This is a genomic window from Streptomyces ruber, assembly GCF_014648075.1.
In the GTDB taxonomy this organism is placed as follows: Bacteria; Actinomycetota; Actinomycetes; order Streptomycetales; family Streptomycetaceae; genus Streptomyces; species Streptomyces ruber.
The window spans coordinates 268,927-284,512 of record NZ_BMQK01000003.1 but is presented as its reverse complement, the minus strand read 5'-3'; the positions used below and the strand labels follow the sequence as shown (position 1 = coordinate 284,512).

Here is a 15,586-nt window from a genome sequence, read left to right as displayed (position 1 = left end):
TCAGCCCGCTCCGCCACCGCGGGGCCCGGCCGGAGCCGTGTAGACGTCGAAGGGGCCGAGCCGGTGGCGGGGCCAGTCGCGGGCGTACGAGGGCGGGGTCCCCCCGGGCGCGGTGAGCGCGGCGACCGGGATGCGCCCGGCCGTGTCCAGGATCTCGGCGGGGGTGGTGTTCGCGTTGTTGCCCTGGGTGTTGCCGGACGCGCAGCGGGCGTAGAAGCCGACCGGGATCGCCGTGTGCCCGGTCACCAGGCAGGGCGGCCGGACACCGAGACGGTGCAGTTCCGTGGCGGTGCGCGCCCAGTTCTCGCGGCTCGCGGCGGTGCGCGTGACCGTCCGCTCCAGCACGGCGTACTGCACCGCGAGGTGCCCGGCCAGCGCGAGCGGCACCAGTGTCCACGCCACCGGCCGCCACGTCCGGCCCGGCGCCGTGAGCAGGTGGGCGAGCGCGTCGGCGACCACGAGGGACAGCAGCGCGTAGGCGGGCAGCAGGAAGCGCGGGGCGGCGTACCCGATCAGCAGGAGGTACGGGACGGCCGCCGTGACGGCGCACGCCAGGGGCACCAGGGTGGTCTCGGCGCGCCGGGCCCTGACGGCGACCACCAGGCCGAGCAGTGCCAGCAGGGGCAAGGCGTACCACCAGAGGGTGACCGCCAGGTCGGCGGGCGGCCCGGTGCACGGCCGGCACAGGGCGCGTCCGCCCAGGCTGCGCAGCTGGTCGTCGACGGCGATGTTCCAGCCGAGGCCGCCCTGCACCCGGGACCCCTCGGACAGGCGCTGCCGCAGTCCGCCGTACGCGGTGTACGCCTCGATCACCCAGGGCACCGCTCCCCCGGCGAGTCCGGCGAGGAGCACCGCGAGCAGCCGCGGATTCCGCCGGCGCGGTACGCACACGAGCACGGCGAGCAGCGGCAGGGTCACCCACACCGCGTCCGTGGGGCGCATCACCGCCATCAGCGCGGCGCCGCCGCCCACGCCCCACAGGGCGGCCCGGCCGCCGCGGTCGTCCCCCGCGCGCAGGAAGCAGCCGACGCACACCAGGGCCCCGATGGCCACCCAGTAGTTGGGCATGGCCTGCGGGCCGTAGAAGAGCGTCACCCACAGGGTGGCGAACAGGGCGCCCGCCCCGGCCAGCACCCGGGCCGGGAACAGCCCCCGCCAGGCGCGCAGCGCCAGGCACAGGGCCAGCCCGGACAGCACGGCCAGGTAGACCCGCAGCAGCGGGGTCGACGACGACCAGGAGGCGACCGGCGCCACCAGCCAGGACACACCTCGCGCGCGCGGGGCGCTGAAGTACGCGGCCGGGACGTCGGAGCTCACCTGGCTGACGTACACGGACTCGTCCCAGCCGAGGCCCAGGCCCGGCCGGACGAGGACGAGCTGGGCCGCGGTGAAGGCCCCGGCCACGGCCCACAGCCACCCCTCGCCGCGCGCCCGCCAGGACGTGTCGGGAACGACGGGCCGGCCGGGGTGCCGCGCACCGGCGAGTGTGGCGTCCGAACCGCTGACCATCGTCCACCCCTCCGCCGACATGAAACATGGACAAATTAGTCGAACAGGCCGGGGTGTGCGAGGTGGACGCCCCACCATGGCCGGGACCTTGCGCCATCCGGCCCAGCAGACGGTTCAGCAGATGCTCTGACTGCTGTTGACGAGCCTGTTGTTGCGGAAGGTGGTGTTGGTGCCGCAGGGACTTTCGCGGATCGCGGAGTTGGTCACCGTGAGGTTCTGGATGGTGATGTCGGAGTTGTTCGGGAACTCCGAGCGGGCCGCGAGCCGGATCTCGCCGCCGCCGGTGACGGTGCCGCTCTGGGCGGCGATGTTCACGTTGTAGCAGTTCTCCACGAGGATCGCGTTGTTGCCGGTGCCCGAGAGGTTGACCCGGTCGATGACCGCGCCGCCGCTCTCGGACACGCAGAACACCCCGCGTCCGCCGCCGCGCGCGATCACCTCGCCCACGCGGATGTTGGTGGGGTACGAGCTGCCGGTCCGGCCGTTGCGGTTGGCCATGCGGAAGGCCGCGTACCCGGTGCCGGCGCCCGCGCCGTCCGCGTCGACCTTCGTGACGGTGGCGTTGATCGTCTGGTTGAGGAGCAGGCCGGACTCGCCCACGTTGCGGGCGGTGACCGTGCCGACGGTGAGGCCGTCCACGCCGTAGGTCTCGACCGCGTGGCTGCTCGCGCCGGAGACGTACACGTCGTCGATCCGGACGTTCCGCGTCCACTGGCTGGTGTCGCCGCGGTTGTCGATGCGCACGCCCAGGCCGCGCGAGAGGCGCATGTCGATCTGGCCGAGGACGACGTTCTGGACGTTGCGCATGAAGATCCCGTAGAGCGGGGCGCCGGTGACGTTCAGGTGCTGCACCTCGACGTCCCGGGTGCCGCGGGAGTAGACCGGCGCCTGGTCGCCGGAACCGCTGCCGGTGACGTTGATCGTGCCGCACACGTCGAGCACGGTGTAGCTCGGCAGGGAGACCCGCGATCCCGCGCCGATCGTGCCCGAGCCACGCACGACGACGCGCTCCTTCGACGTCCGGTTCGCGGTCAGGCTGCCGATGGCCGCCTGCATCGCGGCGCGCATGTCGGTGCCGGTGTACACGGTGCTGCTGCCGCGCCGGGCGGTCCAGGTGCTGCCGCTCAGCACGGCCTCCGCCTGGTACGAGCCCTCGCCGCAGGCGGCCGCGGCGGCCTGCGGCGAGGCGGCGGGGGCGGGTGCCGCACTGGCGGGGGCCGTCAGCACGGCCGCCCCGGTGAACAGGGCGGTGGCACAGGCGGCGATGGCACCGGCCCGCCGCCCGCGGCCCGCGCGGGCGTCCGTGGCACGGGGGGCGTCGATCGGACGATCTGCGGCTCTGCGTCCCATCACGTTGTCTCCTCGGTGGGGGTGGCACGCCTGCCGGTCCCCGCCCTGTTCGTCTCGTCGAACCCCGTTCGACGTGTGTCGATGCACCGTGGGCGCACGCATGACCTGCGGCAACAGGCATCACGGTGCCGCGACGAGAGGTGGGGGGTGGCGCAGCAAGCGTTTTCTACGGCGGCGCCGAGTGTGGCAACGCCGACCCCGGGGGTCAAGAGATGTGCGACAGCCGCTCGTACGGGAACGCGGACGGCATGGAGACGAACGACGTTCTCATCGAAGCGTACGGACGCATCAAGGAAGAGGTTCACTCCGTCCTCGGGGGCCTCACGCCCGACGACCTGAACAGCCCGCCACAGGGCGGGGCCAATCCGATCGGCTGGCTGGTCTGGCACCTCACCCGCGTCCAGGACGACCACGTCGCGGACGTGGCCGGCCGGGACCAGGTGTGGACGTCGGAGGGCTGGGCCGACCGCTTCGGCCTCGGCCTGCCCGTCGAGGACACGGGGTACGGGCACACGCCCGAGCAGGTCGCCCAGGTGCGGGTCGGCTCGGCCGACCTGCTGCTGGGCTACTACGACGCGGTGCACGAACGGACCCTGGCCTACCTGGGCGGACTCACCGCGAAGGACCTGGACGACGTCGTGGACGAGAACTGGGACCCGCCCGTCACCCTCGGCGTGCGGCTGGCCAGCGTGCTGTCCGACGACCTCCAGCACGTCGGCCAGGCCGCGTACGCGCGGGGGCTGCTGCAGCGCGCGGCGTCGTAGCCCGGCGGGATGTCACCCGGCGAGTTCGTACCCCGGCAGGACGACGTCCCGGATGAGGGCGACGCGCTCGTCGTAGGGGAGGAAGGCGCTCTTCACGGCGTTCACCGTGACCGTGCGCAGGTCGTCGAGCGTCCAGCCCGCCTCCTCGACGAGCAGGGACATCTCGCGGGTCATGGTCGTGCCCGACACCAGGCGGTTGTCCGTGTTGACGGTGACGCGGAAGCCCAGGTCCTTCAGGGCCGTGACGGGGTGCTCGGCGATGGAGGTCGCCGCGCCGGTCTGGAGGTTGGAGGTCGGGCACATCTCCAGGGCGATCCGGCGGTCGCGCACCCAGGCCGCGAGCCGGCCGAGCTTGCCGGCCGCGAGGTCGGGGATGTCGTCGGTGATCCGCACGCCGTGCCCGATCCGCTGGGCGCCGCACACCTGGAGCGCCTGGTGGATGCTCGGCAGGCCGTGCGCCTCGCCGGCGTGGATGGTGAACGGCACGCTCTCGGCCCGCAGGTGCTCGAAGGCGGCCAGGTGGTCGGCGGCCGGGAAGCCGTCCTCGGCGCCCGCGATGTCGAAGCCGACGACGCCCGCGTCCCGGTACGCCACGGCCAGGCCGGCGATCTCGCGCGTACGGTCGAACATGCGCATGCCGCAGAGCAGGGTGCCGACGCGGACCGGGGTGCCCGCGGCCGCCGCCTTCGCCATGCCGGCGGCCAGGCCCTCCTGCACCGCCTCGACGACCTCCGGCAGGGTCAGCTCACCGCGCAGCATCAGCTCGGGGGCGTACCGGACCTCGCCGTAGACGACACCGTCCGCCGCCAGGTCGAGCACGTACTCCTCGGCGGTGCGCAGCAGGCTCTCGCGGGTCTGCATCACCGCGAGGGTGTGCTCGAAGGTGGCTATGTAGCGGACCAGGTCACCGGAGCCCGCGGCCTCGCGGAACCAGGCGGCCAGCGCCTCGGGGTCGGTGACCGGCAGGGTGTGGCCGGCCGTCTCCGCGAGCTCCACGAGCGTGGCGGGCCGCAGGGCGCCGTCGAGGTGGTCGTGCAGCACGGCCTTGGGGAGACGGCGGAGGGTGTCGGCGTCGATGCGGGGGGCGGGGGCGGCGGTCATGCGGTGCGTGTCCTCGATGTGCGGGGTTGCGGGGTGCGTGTCTCAGTGGGTCGTGGCGGGCTGGAGCAGGTCCCACCGGTTGCCGTACAGGTCCTGGAAGACGGCGACCGTGCCGTACGGCTCGTGGCGCGGCTCCTCCAGGAAGGTCACGCCCGCCGCGCGCATCCGCGCGTGGTCGCGGGCGAAGTCGTCCGTGTGCAGGAAGAAGCCCACGCGCCCGCCGGTCTGGTCGCCGATCCGGGCGCGCTGCGCCTCGCCCCGCGCCCGGGCCAGCAGCAGCGCGCAGCCGCCCCGTCCTGCGTCCCCCGGCTCGACGACGACCCAGCGGCCCCCGTCGGGCCGCGGCGCGTCCTCGGCCAGCCGGAACCCGAGCGCCTCCGTGTAGAAGCGGATCGCCTCGTCGTAGTCGTCGACGACGAGCGTGACCAGGGCGATGTGTCGGGTCGGAGGCATCGGGGTCGTCTCGGTCATCGGGGTCGTCGGCCCTCCGGTTCGTGCGCGGTGCGACTGCCGGGACGTTATACGTAACACGACCGCTACGGCAAACCGGGCGGGCGTGGCGGGCCGTTCCCCGCCCGGTCGCCCGCCCGGTCGCTCGCCGTCGGGCCGCTTACGGGTACGTGTAGGTGTTCAGGGTGGCGACCGCCGCCGCCGGGTTCCCGCGGTCGTAGTGGTCGACCGCGAGGAAGTTGGGCTTCTTGCGGGCGGCCGGCCGGCAGAACCGCTGCGCCCGGTCGGCGAGCTTGGCGTTGTCCGTGGCCGCCGTGGACGTGATTCCCGCGTCCCGGAAGTGGTTCATCACGAACAGCGGGCGGAAGCCCGCCTCGGTGCGGGTCAGCGGGATGTTGGTGTTCGCGTCGTACCACCGGCTGTAACAGGACCAGTCGGAGGCGCCCACTCCCGGGCCCATGGACCAGTGGTTCTCGACGGTCCACTCCCGCTGGTACATCACGCCGAAGCCGTCCCGGGTGAGCCCCGCCGCCTCGTCGGCCGAGCGGCTGTGATCCGTGAAGAGCAGCAGCCGGTCGTTCGCCGCGATCAGATCGGCCATGCGCGGCCAGCCGTTCTCCCGTACGCCTGCCCGGTCCGGCCGGTACAGCACGTCGGACAGGCCATCGACACGGGCGAGTTCGGCACGCAGGACGGACGGGTCGACGTAGTCCTCCAGGAAGACGGTGACGAACTGACCGGGGTTGCGCTCCAGGAAGTCGACGATCCGCTGGACGTCCACCCAGAGCGCGACCGGGCCGCCTACCAGGGTGCAGCTGTTGTGGCAGAGGATCGCGCCGTCGGAGGTCTGGTGGATGTCGAGCATGAACCCGCGCACGCCGTCGGCGAGTTGCCGGTCGATGCCCCGGGTCTGGTTGGGCACCAGGTTCACGAAGGGCGGGGCGAAGCCGCCGTCGACGCCGTTGGCGTAGGCGTTGTGGGAGGTGAGGAAGGTGACCTGGTCCAGTGTTCGCTGGTCGGCCGGCGGCATGGGGCGGGTCGCGGGGTCGACCGGGGTGAGGTACCAGGCGGCCAGGTCGCCCGCCGGGCCGACGGTGAGCGGGGCGGGGTGGTTGGCGCCCGCGGGCTTGGCGGCGACGGCGAGGTGGCGGTCGGTGCCGGGGGCCTTGAGCCGGTACCGGTCGGCTGCCGCGGCCCCGGTGATCTCCCAGGCGGCGTCGGTGCTCGCACAGGCGACGGTGACGGCCCGGTCACCGTCGCGGCCCAGGCAGCTGCCCGCCGCGTCGGTGCTCTCCAGGACGTACGAGGCTCCGCTCGCGCGCAGCGTCCAGCGCTGGTGGTCCTCGTCGCCGCGGGGCCGGTGCTGCTCCACCGTCCCGTCGCTGTCGGCCGCGTTGAGACCGGTGACGGCGCTCTGCACGTAGTACGCGCCCGGGGCCGGGACGGCGGCGGCGGGAGCCTGCGGGGATGCGGGGACGGCGGGCGAGGGGGCGACGACCGCCGCGGCCAGCGCGGCGGTCGTCACGAGCAGGGTGGTGCGGGGGTGCGGCATCACGGTGCCCTTCGGTGGGGTCGGCGACCGGTGGGGGGAGACCGGTTCAGGTCGGAGGGCCGGTTCGGGCCGGAGGACCAGTTCCGGTCGGTCATCCCGGTCAGGTGCATGACACCACGGGCCGCCGTCCGCCGTCAGCAGTAGAGGTTGCCGCCCGGTGTGGTTCCGAGGATCTGCGTGAACCGCTGGAAGTTGTCGACGCGGCTCTGCACCTGTGCCGGGTTGCCGCCGTTGCACTCGATGGAGCCGTTGATGCTGCGGATGGTCTCGCCGAAGCCCGCGCCGTTGACGATGGCGTTGTGGCCGGTCATCGTGCCCGGACCGGTCTGGGTGTTCCAGTACCACAGGGCGGTCTTCCAGGCCACGGACGAGTCGTTCTGCACCAGCCAGGGGTTGCCCAGCAGGTCGATGCCGAGCGCGTCACCGGCCGCCTTGTAGTTGAAGTTCCAGCTGAGCTGGATGGGGCCGCGGCCGTAGTAGGCGGCCTGGCCGGCCGGGCAGCCGTAGGGCTGGCTCCAGTCGCAGTAGTGCGGGTAGTTGGCCTGGTTCTGCTCCACGACGTGGACGAGCCCGCCGGTCTCGTGGCTGACGTTGGCGAGGAAGGCCGCGGCCTCCCGCCTCTTCAGCGCGTCGTCGCCCGTGTTGGCGAAGGCCGGGTAGGCGCTGAGGGCCGCCGTGAGGCCGCTGTACGTGTAGAACGAGTTCCGGTTCGGGAACATCTGGTTGAACTGGGCCTCGCTCACGACGAACCCGGAGGGGTTGCCGGGATTGCCCGGGTTGCTGCCGCCGTCGCAGGCGTACGGTTCCCAGTACCAGGTGCTGATGATCGGGTCGTAGCCCGGGTTGCCGTGCTCGGCGATGTACGCCTTGCCGTCGGTGTACCGGACGACGTCACCGGCGTTGTACCACTGGCCGGCGACCCAGTTCGGGTAGCTCGAACAGGGCGCGGCGGCCGCGGGCTGGGCGGGCAGGACCAGCGGCGCGGCGGTGCCGATGAGCAGCGCGGTGAGCACGGCGGAGAGGCGGCGTCTCAGTTTCGGCATGGGAGCAGACTCCTTCACGGTTCGCGGCCGCGTCCCGTCCGGGCAGGACGGAGAGGCCCCGTGCGCACGTGCCGGACGAGCCGGCCACGGCATGGTGGGGGAACGGCCGTGGTGGGGGTCGGTGCAGGCACACTCAACCGCTTTGGTCTGTACCAGTCAAGGGTGTAGACCAGTCAACTGTGAAGCCCGCGTGGCCGAAGCGTGCACGCGTCGTCGCCCGGGGAGAATGCGCCGCATGACCACCGCACCCCACCCCCTCGTCCGCCGCGCCCGGCAGCTCGCGGACGAGGTGTTCGCACCGCACGCCGAGCGGGTCGACCAGGAAGGCGTCCCCGCCGGCCACCTCGATGTCCTGAAACGGTCGGGGCTGCTCGGGCTGAGCGCGCCGGTGGAGCACGGAGGGGCGGACGCGCCCCCGGCGGTGACCCTGGAGGTCGCCGAGATCCTGGCCGGAGCGTGCTGTTCGACGTGGTTCGTGCAGACCCAGCACCACACTCCCGTGAGGATGCTGGCGGGCTCGCGACGGCCCGTGCGGGACCGGCTGCTGCGGCCCCTGGCGAGCGGTGAACTGCTGGCCGGGATCGCGTTCGCGCACGTCCGCGCCTTCCCCCGGGTTCCGGTGCGCGCGCGGGCCGAGCGGGGCGGCTGGCGCTTCGACGGCGTGGTGCCGTGGTACACGGGCTGGGGCCTGAACGACGTGATGCTGCTCGCCGGGGTGACCGACGCGGACGAGGTGGTGTTCGCGTTCACCGAGGCCCGCGAGCAGCCGGGCGTGCGTGCGTCGGCCCCGATGCGGCTGGCGGCGCTCACCGCGGCCCAGACGGTCTCGCTGGAGCTCGACGGGCTGTGGCTGGACGAGGAGGCGGTCGTGCTGCGCACCCCGCGCGAGGAGTTCGCGCGGACCGACCTGCCCAGGAACACCAACGCCTCCCCGGCCGTCCTCGGCCTCACCTGCGCGGCGCTGGCGCTGCTGGAGGAGTTCCCGGACCCGGAGGCGAAGGAGACCGCGCGTTCCCTGCGGGCCGCCGTCGACGAGGTGCGGCGCCGGGCGTACGGACTGGCGGTCCACCCGGTGCCGCACGAGCGCGTCGAGGAGCGGCTGTTCCTCAAGACGCGCGCGTACGACCTGATGCGCGCGGCGACGACCGCAGCGGTCGTCGCCGGGGGCGGCCGGTCCCTGGCCCTCACGAGCCGCGCGCAGCGGCTGGCGCGCGAGGGGATGTTCCTGCTGGTCCAGGGCCAGACGGCCGAGGTGCGCCGGGCCCACCTCGGCACGCTGGCCGCGTGCTGAGGGGGCGCGGGACCGTCTCGCTGTGCAGTTCCGCCGCGGCCGGCCGGGGCGGGACCGCACCGGACACACGCACCGGGCGACCGGCGGAACCTCAGCTCGCGAACGGCACCTGGGCCGCCGCCGGAACGCCCCGCCGCTCGTCCGGGTGCCGCCACACGCCCCGCGCGGCCAGCCGCGGCAGCACGCCCTCGCCGAACCAGTACGCCTCCTCCAGGTGCGGATAGCCGGACAGGACGAACTCGTCGATGCCGAGGGCGTGATACTCCTCGATGCGGTCGGCGACCTCGTCGTGGCTGCCGACGAGGGCGGTGCCGGCGCCGCCGCGGACGAGGCCGATGCCCGCCCACAGATTGGGGTGGATCTCCAGGGAGCGGAGGTCGCGGGTACCGCCGTCGTGCAGGGCGAGCATGCGCCGCTGGCCCTCGGACTCGCTGCGGGCCAGCCCGGCCTGCACCGCCTTCACGGTCTCCGGGCCGAAGCCGTCGAGCAGCCGGTTCGCCTCGGTCCAGGCCTGCGCGGCGGTGTCGCGGGTGATGACGTGCAGCCGGATGCCGAAGCGCAGGGTACGGCCCTTGCGCGCCGCGAGCTCCCTGATCCGGGCGATCTTCCCGGCGACCTGGGCGGGCGGCTCGCCCCAGGTGAGGTAGACGTCCACGTGGCGCGCGGCGACCTCGGCGGCGGCGGGCGAGGAGCCGCCGAAGTACACCTCGGGGACCGGGTCGGGCAGCCGGGCGAGCCGGGCGTCCTCGACCCGGAGGTGCTCCCCCGCCAGGTCGACCGTCTTCCCGTCCCACAGTTCGCGCACGATCCGCAGGAACTCTCCGGTACGGCGGTAGCGCGCGTCCTTGTCGAGGAAGTCGCCGTAGGCCCGCTGCTCGTGGCTCTCGCCGCCGGTGACGACGTTGAGCAGCAGCCGCCCGCCGGTCTGCCGCTGGAAGGTGGACGCCATCTGCGCGGCGAGCGTGGGTGAGAGGAAACCGGGCCGGAACGCGATCAGGAACTTCAGCCGTTCCGTGTGCTGGCTGACCATCGCCGTCGTCAGCCACGCGTCCTCGCACCAGGCGCCGGTCGGGGTGAGCGCGCCGACGAAGCCGAGGTTCTCGGCGGCGCGGGCGATCTGGCCGAGGTAGGCGACCGTGGGCGGCCGGTCCCGGCCGGTGGCGGTGGCCGGGGTGCCGTGACCGCCGCCGACGACGTCACGGCTGTCGCCGTTGGTCGGCAGGAACCAGTGGAAGGTGAGGGACACGGGGGTCTCCGATCCGGGACGTCGGCACGTCCGTGACGAGTTCTTGTTCTCGGGGGCGGGGCGTCAGAGCAGGCCGTGGCGGGGCGGCCGGGTGCCGTTCAGCACGTACCGCCCGATGTGCTGGATCTTCCAGCGGGATGGGTCGTGGAGGGTGTGGATCCGGGCGTCGCGCCAGTGGCGGTGCAGGTTGAGGGAGTTCAGCGCCGAGCGGGTGCCCGCCACCTCGAAGAGGGCGCCCGCCACCTCCACGGCGGTGGCCGCCGCGTGCGCCTTCGCGGCGGCCACGGCGATCGAGGCCTCGGCCGCGCTGTCGTCGGTCAGGTCGGCGCGGGCGGCGTCGACCTGCCGGGCGGCCACGCCGAGCAGCGCCTCGGACGCCCGCACCCGGACGGCGAGTTCACCGAAGCGCTGGACGAGCAGCGGGTCATCGGCGGCGCTGTCGACGCCCGCCTCGAACCACGGCCTGGTCTTCGTACGGACGAACTCGGCCGCCTCCGCGAGGGCGCCGCCGGCGATGCCCGCGTCGATCGCCGCGTGCAGCAACTGGGCGACGGCGCCGTGCAGTTGAGGGCCCTGGAAGGTGAGGTGGTGCGGGAGGACCCGGTCGGCGGGTACGCGCACGTCCTCCAGGCGGACCGTGCCGCTGGCCGTCGTGCGCTGTCCCATGCCGTCCCAGTCGTCCACGACGGTGACCCCGTCGGCGCCGCGCGGCACGTACGCGACGTGCAGGGCGCCGTCCCCGCCACCCTCGCGGGCGAGGACCGGGATCCAGTCCGCGAAGAGCGCGCCGGTGGAGTAGTGCTTGACGCCGGTGAGGGTGTACGAGCCGTCGAGGCGGGGCGTGAGGCGTGTGCGGATGTCCTGGACGTGCTGCGTGCCCGCCTCCGACTGGGCGTTGCCGAAGCGGCGCCCGGCGAGCACCTCGCCGAAGAAGAACTCCCGCTGCGCGTGCGTCCCCTGACGGCGGATGACGTTGACGTACACGAAGTGGCTCTGCGGGATCTGGGCGAGGCTGGCGTCGGCCGCGGCCAGCAGCCGGAAGATCTCCGCGAGGGTCCCCTGCGTCACGTCCGCTCCCCCGTACTCGGCGGGAACGGTGACCGCGAGCAGTCCGGAGGCGGACAGGCGGTCCAGTTCGGCCCGGGGCAGCCGGCGCTCGGCGTCCCGCGCGGACGCTCCCGCACGGAACTCCTCGGCGAGGCTCCTCGCGACGCCCAGGGCCTCGACGTCGTCGGCGATGACCTTCGCGGGCCCGGCGGCGGATCGTTCACTCATGGTGTCAGCCCGCCGCGGCCAGGAGCGGGACACCGCCGAGCGCCGCCGAGAACTGGTCGACGACCCGGGTCAGCGCCTCGGCCGCTTCCGGGGCGACGGTGACGGAGCCGTCGTCGTGGGTGGTGATGTCCTTGTCGAGGGTGAACCAGCCCTGCACGATGTGCGCCGCGCCCATGGAGTTGAGCACGGGGCGGAGCGCGTAGTCGATGGCGAGGACGTGCGCGGTGCTGCCGCCGGTGGCGAGCGGCAGCACGGTCTTGCCGGTGAGGGCGTACTGCGGCAGCAGGTCGAGGAGCGCCTTGAGGACGCCCGAGTAGGAGGCCTTGTAGACGGGGGTGGCGACGACGACGCCGTCGGCGTGTGCGAAGAGCTCGGCGGCCTCGACGATCGCCGGGTGCCGGAAGTCGGCGCCGAGCAGGGCCTCGGCCGGGACGGTGCGGATGTCGAGCGGGACCACCTCGTGGCCCTGGGCGGCGAGACGGGCGTCCAGGTGGCGCACGAGACGGGCGGTGCGGGAGGAGACGGAGGGGCTGCCGGAGACGGACAGGACGGTGGCCATGGTTCTGGTCCTCTTCTGGGAGGGAGCGGCACGGCGGGCGCTCGGGCGCGTACGGGCGGTCCGTCGATCCGCGAAGGGCACGGCGAACCCGTGGCGGTGATGTGGGTCCGGACGGCCGGACAGGCGGTGGGATCCGACGCACGCGCGGACGTGCTCGCACGGCCCGGGGCGGCGCGAGCACGAACGAGGCGAGCGGCTGGGACCGTGGGGAGCGGGCGGCGGAACGAGGGGATTCAGGCCGCGGTACGACAGGAGGCGCTGGAGACACGGACGAGGTCGACGTGGCGTCGCCGCGTGAGGTCCAGTCGCATCATCATGTCCCTGATCGTGGCAGCCCCCGACCGGCCGGTCAAGGAACACCCGGCCGTTCCCGCATCCCGGACCAGCATGCGCATCTCGCAGCCCGCGTGGATTCCCGCGGTCCGAGGGCTCCGTGCCACGCGGCTGCTGCGCGGCCGGCCGGTGGTCATGCGTACGGCCGCACCACGCACGTCGTGTGCGCCGGCCGCTCGGAGGCGGCCGGCGGTGGGCAGGTCAGTCGTCGTCGCGTGTGGGGACCACCACGAGGAAGGCGTCGGACTCCATGTCCATCACCACGGTCGCCGGTTCACCCTCGGCACGGCGCCTGGCCGCGTACTCCTCCGCCGGCCACGATCCCCTCGGAGCACCCGCGGAGAAACGCTCCAACACCTTCGCACGCATAGTGGCGCACACCTCCTGCGTCGTCGATCTTCGACTCGCCGTCTCGAACCGGCCTCTCCTGTTCCCTCCGCTTGCCCCGGATCCAGGCGGACATGTCAACCCATGCCGGAAAACCACCCCGTCGGCGGCCCGGCCCGGCCGGCCTCGCCGATCATGTCACTGGTCATGTTCATTGCTACACATAAGCCTTCAATAAGAGCAGAATGGATATACGAGGCATTTGCCTCGCGTCGGACCAAGAACGGCCAGGCCCGCCGAGAGAACCAAGGAGCCGAACCATGGCCAGAGTCTCGTACAGGAGCGACATCGCCAGCCACCCCGACGTCTCCGAGATGCGCGACAGGTACGCCCGCATGGTCGGTGGGCGCGATGTGGCGCTCATGGACGCACCGGTCTTCCTGCTCGGTCTGTACTTCGCCGTGTCCCCGTGGATAGTCCACTTCGCGGCCGACCAGACGTTCCTCACGACGCACAACCTGATCATCGGCATCGCGATATCCCTGCTGGCCATCGGGTTCACCACCGCCCCGGCAAGGATGTACGGCCTCAGCTGGGCCATGTGCGCCATGGGTATCTGGATGATCATCTCGCCGTGGATCGTCGGCAGGAACCCGGACGCCGGCGTCATCGCCAACAACGCCGCCGTCGGCGCCCTGACTCTGCTCATGGGAATGGTGTGCGCGGGGGCGGCGGCGAAGAGTGCACGGAGCGACATGTAACCGGTGTGACGGAAGGACCCGCGAGGGGAAGGACGGGCCGGTCCGTTCGGCGGACCGGCCCACTGCCGTGCGGCGACGGTGATCGCTACTGGCCCGCCGGCACGTTCCAGGGATCCTGGGGGAGCGGGGCGCCCGTCTCCAGCAAGGTCTTCAGGTTCGACAGCACGGCCGCCCAGCCGGCGGCCGCCTGCTCCCGCTCGGCCTCGTCGGCCAGGTCCTCGTGGGTGACGGTGAGCCGGACGATGTCGGCGTGCGGCGTGATGTCGAAGGTGACCCGTGAGTGGCGGTCCGCCGCGGCCTCGTCCGCGGGGTCGGCCCAGGTGGTCACGAGACGGGTGGGCCGCCCGCTCTCCACGACCGTGCCGACGACGTCGGCGACGCCCGAGCCGTCCGTCCGCACATGCTCCCAGCGGGAGCCCGGACGCCAGTCGGAGACGTTGGAGTGACCCCAGTAGGCGGCGGTCAGGCCGGCGTCGGTGAGCGCGTCCCAGACCTGCTCGGGCGTACCGCGGACGTAGAGGACGTACACGGAGGTCGGCTTGTCGGCCATGGCTTCCTCGGCTCGTTGCTCGGGGCGGTGAGCGCGCGCAACGGCGGCGCCCGGACTCTGGTGGGTCCAGCTTCCCCCGCCCCGCCGCACGGGGCCGGGTGGGCAGGAGGGCGGTGCGGGGTGCGCGGCAGCGCGGACGGGTCGTGGAAGCGGAACGGACTGCCCGCACGTCCAGCGGGCACACGCACCGGTACGGCGGCCCTCGGGCGTGGGGGCCCGGCGAGGAGGGGTGGAGATGGAGATCTCCAGCATCATCAGTGCCATCGTCATCGGCGTCGTCATCGGTGTGCTCGGCCGGCTCGTCGTCCCCGGCCGCCAGCACATCGGCGTCCTGCTGACCATCGTGGTCGGCATCGTCGCCGCCCTGGCCGGTACCGCGCTGGCCACCGCGTTCGGCGTGGCCGACACCGGGGGCGTCGACTGGATCGAATGGCTCGTCCAGATCGGACTGGCGGCACTCGGCGTCGCGGCACTCGACGGGATGCGCACCCGCCGCTGACACCCAGGCGCCCCATGGGGGCGCGGGGAACTGCGCGGCCGGTCACCACGGACCCGCGGACGACGCACCGTCCTCTTCCCCGGCGCCCGGGGGCGGATCCCGGCGGCGCCCTCAGGCGATCGGCGGTGACAGGTACGGCGTCGTCGTGGTGAGCGGGCGGAAGCCGAGGCGCTCCAGGACGGGGCGGCTCGTGTCCATGGCGTCCACCTGGAGGTAGCGGTGGCCGAGCGCGGCGGCGGCCCGCGCCCGGTGGGCGACCAGGGCGCGGTAGAGGCCACGCCCGCGCCAGCCGTCCACGGTGCCGCCGCCCCACAGCCCGGCGAACCGCGTGCCCGGCACCGTCTCCAGGCGCGCCGCGCCGACCGGCCGGTCCCCGGCGAGCGCCACGACGGCCACGAGCGTGTCCGGGGCGGCGGCGAGGCGGCCCGACAGGTCACGGCGCATCCGTGCGGTGTCCCGCCCGAAGACCCGCGCATGCACCTCGGCCATCAGGTCGACACCCGCGGCGTCGGTGACCCGGAGCAGCCGTACGCCCTCCGGTGGTTCGCTGTCGAGGGCGACCTGCTCCAGGTCCGCGACCATCAGCGTCTCCGCCGGCTCGGCCGTGAACCCGGCCGCCTCCAGCCGCTCCCCCAGGTCCGCGGGCAGATCGTGCCCGTACAGCTTCCACTCGAACTCCTGGCCGAGCCCGGCGAAGTACCGCACCTGCGCGGCGATGGCCTCGTCCGCGGTCGTCCCGTCCAGGTCCGACCAGAGCACCGCGCTCCAGTCGTCCCCGGCGCCGACCCGGCGCACGACCCCGTGGGCGCGCTCGACACGCGCCCCGGGGCCGTCGGGCCGTGCGCCCTCCCGCACTTCCCGGTCGAACAGAGCAAGTACCGCGGCATGATCCATCCGCTCACTGCACCACCCGGGAAGCCTCCCGGGCAACGGATTTCGGGCCGGCCCGCGCGGACCGGCCCAGGGGCGGCTCCGG

Annotated in this window: 17 protein-coding genes; 4 read left to right on the top strand and 13 right to left on the bottom strand. The window is 73.3% G+C overall.

The features are described 5' to 3' along the window. A complete protein-coding gene (locus IEZ04_RS09430) occupies positions 1 to 1,509 on the bottom strand; it encodes a hypothetical protein (RefSeq protein WP_189216275.1) in 1,509 nt (502 codons plus the stop codon). 114 nt (positions 1,510 to 1,623) lie between these two features. Beyond that, positions 1,624 to 2,859, bottom strand: coding sequence for a hypothetical protein (locus IEZ04_RS09425; protein ID WP_229820913.1), 1,236 nt, complete (start codon positions 2,857 to 2,859; stop codon positions 1,624 to 1,626). A gap of 248 nt (positions 2,860 to 3,107) precedes the next feature. On the opposite strand from IEZ04_RS09425, the gene IEZ04_RS09420 reads away from it, so the two are divergent. After that, positions 3,108 to 3,623, top strand: coding sequence for a mycothiol transferase (locus IEZ04_RS09420; protein ID WP_189216274.1), 516 nt, complete (start codon positions 3,108 to 3,110; stop codon positions 3,621 to 3,623). A gap of 12 nt (positions 3,624 to 3,635) precedes the next feature. Here IEZ04_RS09420 and IEZ04_RS09415 read toward each other — a convergent pair whose 3' ends face one another. The 4 genes from IEZ04_RS09415 to IEZ04_RS09400 all read right to left on the bottom strand — a co-directional run bounded on the left by IEZ04_RS09415 (position 3,636) and on the right by IEZ04_RS09400 (position 7,769). Beyond that, a complete protein-coding gene (locus IEZ04_RS09415; RefSeq protein ID WP_189216273.1) occupies positions 3,636 to 4,724 on the bottom strand; it encodes an adenosine deaminase in 1,089 nt (362 codons plus the stop codon). A gap of 42 nt (positions 4,725 to 4,766) precedes the next feature. After that, positions 4,767 to 5,177, bottom strand: coding sequence for a VOC family protein (locus tag IEZ04_RS09410; protein WP_189216272.1), 411 nt, complete (start codon positions 5,175 to 5,177; stop codon positions 4,767 to 4,769). Between the two features lie 157 nt (positions 5,178 to 5,334). Next, positions 5,335 to 6,726: a PI-PLC domain-containing protein gene (locus tag IEZ04_RS09405; protein WP_189216271.1), complete on the bottom strand. Its 1,392-nt coding sequence runs from the start codon at positions 6,724 to 6,726 to the stop codon at positions 5,335 to 5,337. A gap of 134 nt (positions 6,727 to 6,860) precedes the next feature. Continuing rightward, positions 6,861 to 7,769: a glycoside hydrolase family 19 protein gene (locus IEZ04_RS09400; protein WP_189216270.1), complete on the bottom strand. Its 909-nt coding sequence runs from the start codon at positions 7,767 to 7,769 to the stop codon at positions 6,861 to 6,863. A 235-nt stretch (positions 7,770 to 8,004) separates the two neighbouring features. On the opposite strand from IEZ04_RS09400, the gene IEZ04_RS09395 reads away from it, so the two are divergent. Further along, entirely contained in the window at positions 8,005 to 9,060 is a 1,056-nt protein-coding gene (locus IEZ04_RS09395) for an acyl-CoA dehydrogenase family protein (protein WP_189216269.1), read from the top strand. 91 nt (positions 9,061 to 9,151) lie between these two features. Here the strand turns inward: IEZ04_RS09395 and IEZ04_RS09390 are convergent, their stop codons facing one another. From IEZ04_RS09390 to IEZ04_RS09375, 5 genes are all read right to left on the bottom strand, one after another. After that, positions 9,152 to 10,306, bottom strand: a complete 1,155-nt coding sequence (locus IEZ04_RS09390; protein ID WP_189216268.1) for an LLM class flavin-dependent oxidoreductase — start codon at positions 10,304 to 10,306, stop codon at positions 9,152 to 9,154. A 63-nt stretch (positions 10,307 to 10,369) separates the two neighbouring features. Then, complete coding sequence (locus IEZ04_RS09385; protein WP_189216267.1) at positions 10,370 to 11,581, bottom strand: SfnB family sulfur acquisition oxidoreductase; 1,212 nt, start codon at positions 11,579 to 11,581, stop codon at positions 10,370 to 10,372. Positions 11,582 to 11,585: 4 nt separating this feature from the next. Next, a complete protein-coding gene (ssuE, locus tag IEZ04_RS09380) occupies positions 11,586 to 12,140 on the bottom strand; it encodes an NADPH-dependent FMN reductase (protein WP_189216266.1) in 555 nt (184 codons plus the stop codon). Positions 12,141 to 12,373: 233 nt separating this feature from the next. Next, positions 12,374 to 12,451, bottom strand: coding sequence for a putative leader peptide (locus IEZ04_RS35940; protein ID WP_373296287.1), 78 nt, complete (start codon positions 12,449 to 12,451; stop codon positions 12,374 to 12,376). Between the two features lie 223 nt (positions 12,452 to 12,674). Continuing rightward, positions 12,675 to 12,842: a DUF8839 family protein gene (locus IEZ04_RS09375; protein WP_189216265.1), complete on the bottom strand. Its 168-nt coding sequence runs from the start codon at positions 12,840 to 12,842 to the stop codon at positions 12,675 to 12,677. 278 nt (positions 12,843 to 13,120) lie between these two features. Between IEZ04_RS09375 and IEZ04_RS09370 the strand changes: the two genes are divergently transcribed. Then, positions 13,121 to 13,561 (top strand): SPW repeat protein, encoded by a 441-nt coding sequence (locus tag IEZ04_RS09370; protein WP_189216264.1) that lies wholly within the window; start codon positions 13,121 to 13,123, stop codon positions 13,559 to 13,561. An 85-nt stretch (positions 13,562 to 13,646) separates the two neighbouring features. Here IEZ04_RS09370 and IEZ04_RS09365 read toward each other — a convergent pair whose 3' ends face one another. Further along, on the bottom strand, positions 13,647 to 14,111 hold the full coding sequence (locus tag IEZ04_RS09365; protein WP_189216263.1) for an SRPBCC family protein: 465 nt from the start codon (positions 14,109 to 14,111) through the stop codon (positions 13,647 to 13,649). 235 nt (positions 14,112 to 14,346) lie between these two features. Here IEZ04_RS09365 and IEZ04_RS09360 point away from each other — a divergent pair, with 235 nt between their 5' ends. Further along, complete coding sequence (locus tag IEZ04_RS09360; RefSeq protein ID WP_189216262.1) at positions 14,347 to 14,610, top strand: GlsB/YeaQ/YmgE family stress response membrane protein; 264 nt, start codon at positions 14,347 to 14,349, stop codon at positions 14,608 to 14,610. Between the two features lie 111 nt (positions 14,611 to 14,721). Here IEZ04_RS09360 and IEZ04_RS09355 read toward each other — a convergent pair whose 3' ends face one another. Further along, the gene (locus IEZ04_RS09355; protein ID WP_189216261.1) at positions 14,722 to 15,504 is read right to left on the bottom strand and encodes a GNAT family N-acetyltransferase; all 783 of its coding nucleotides are present in this window, start codon (positions 15,502 to 15,504) and stop codon (positions 14,722 to 14,724) included. Positions 15,505 to 15,586: the final 82 nt, after the last annotated feature.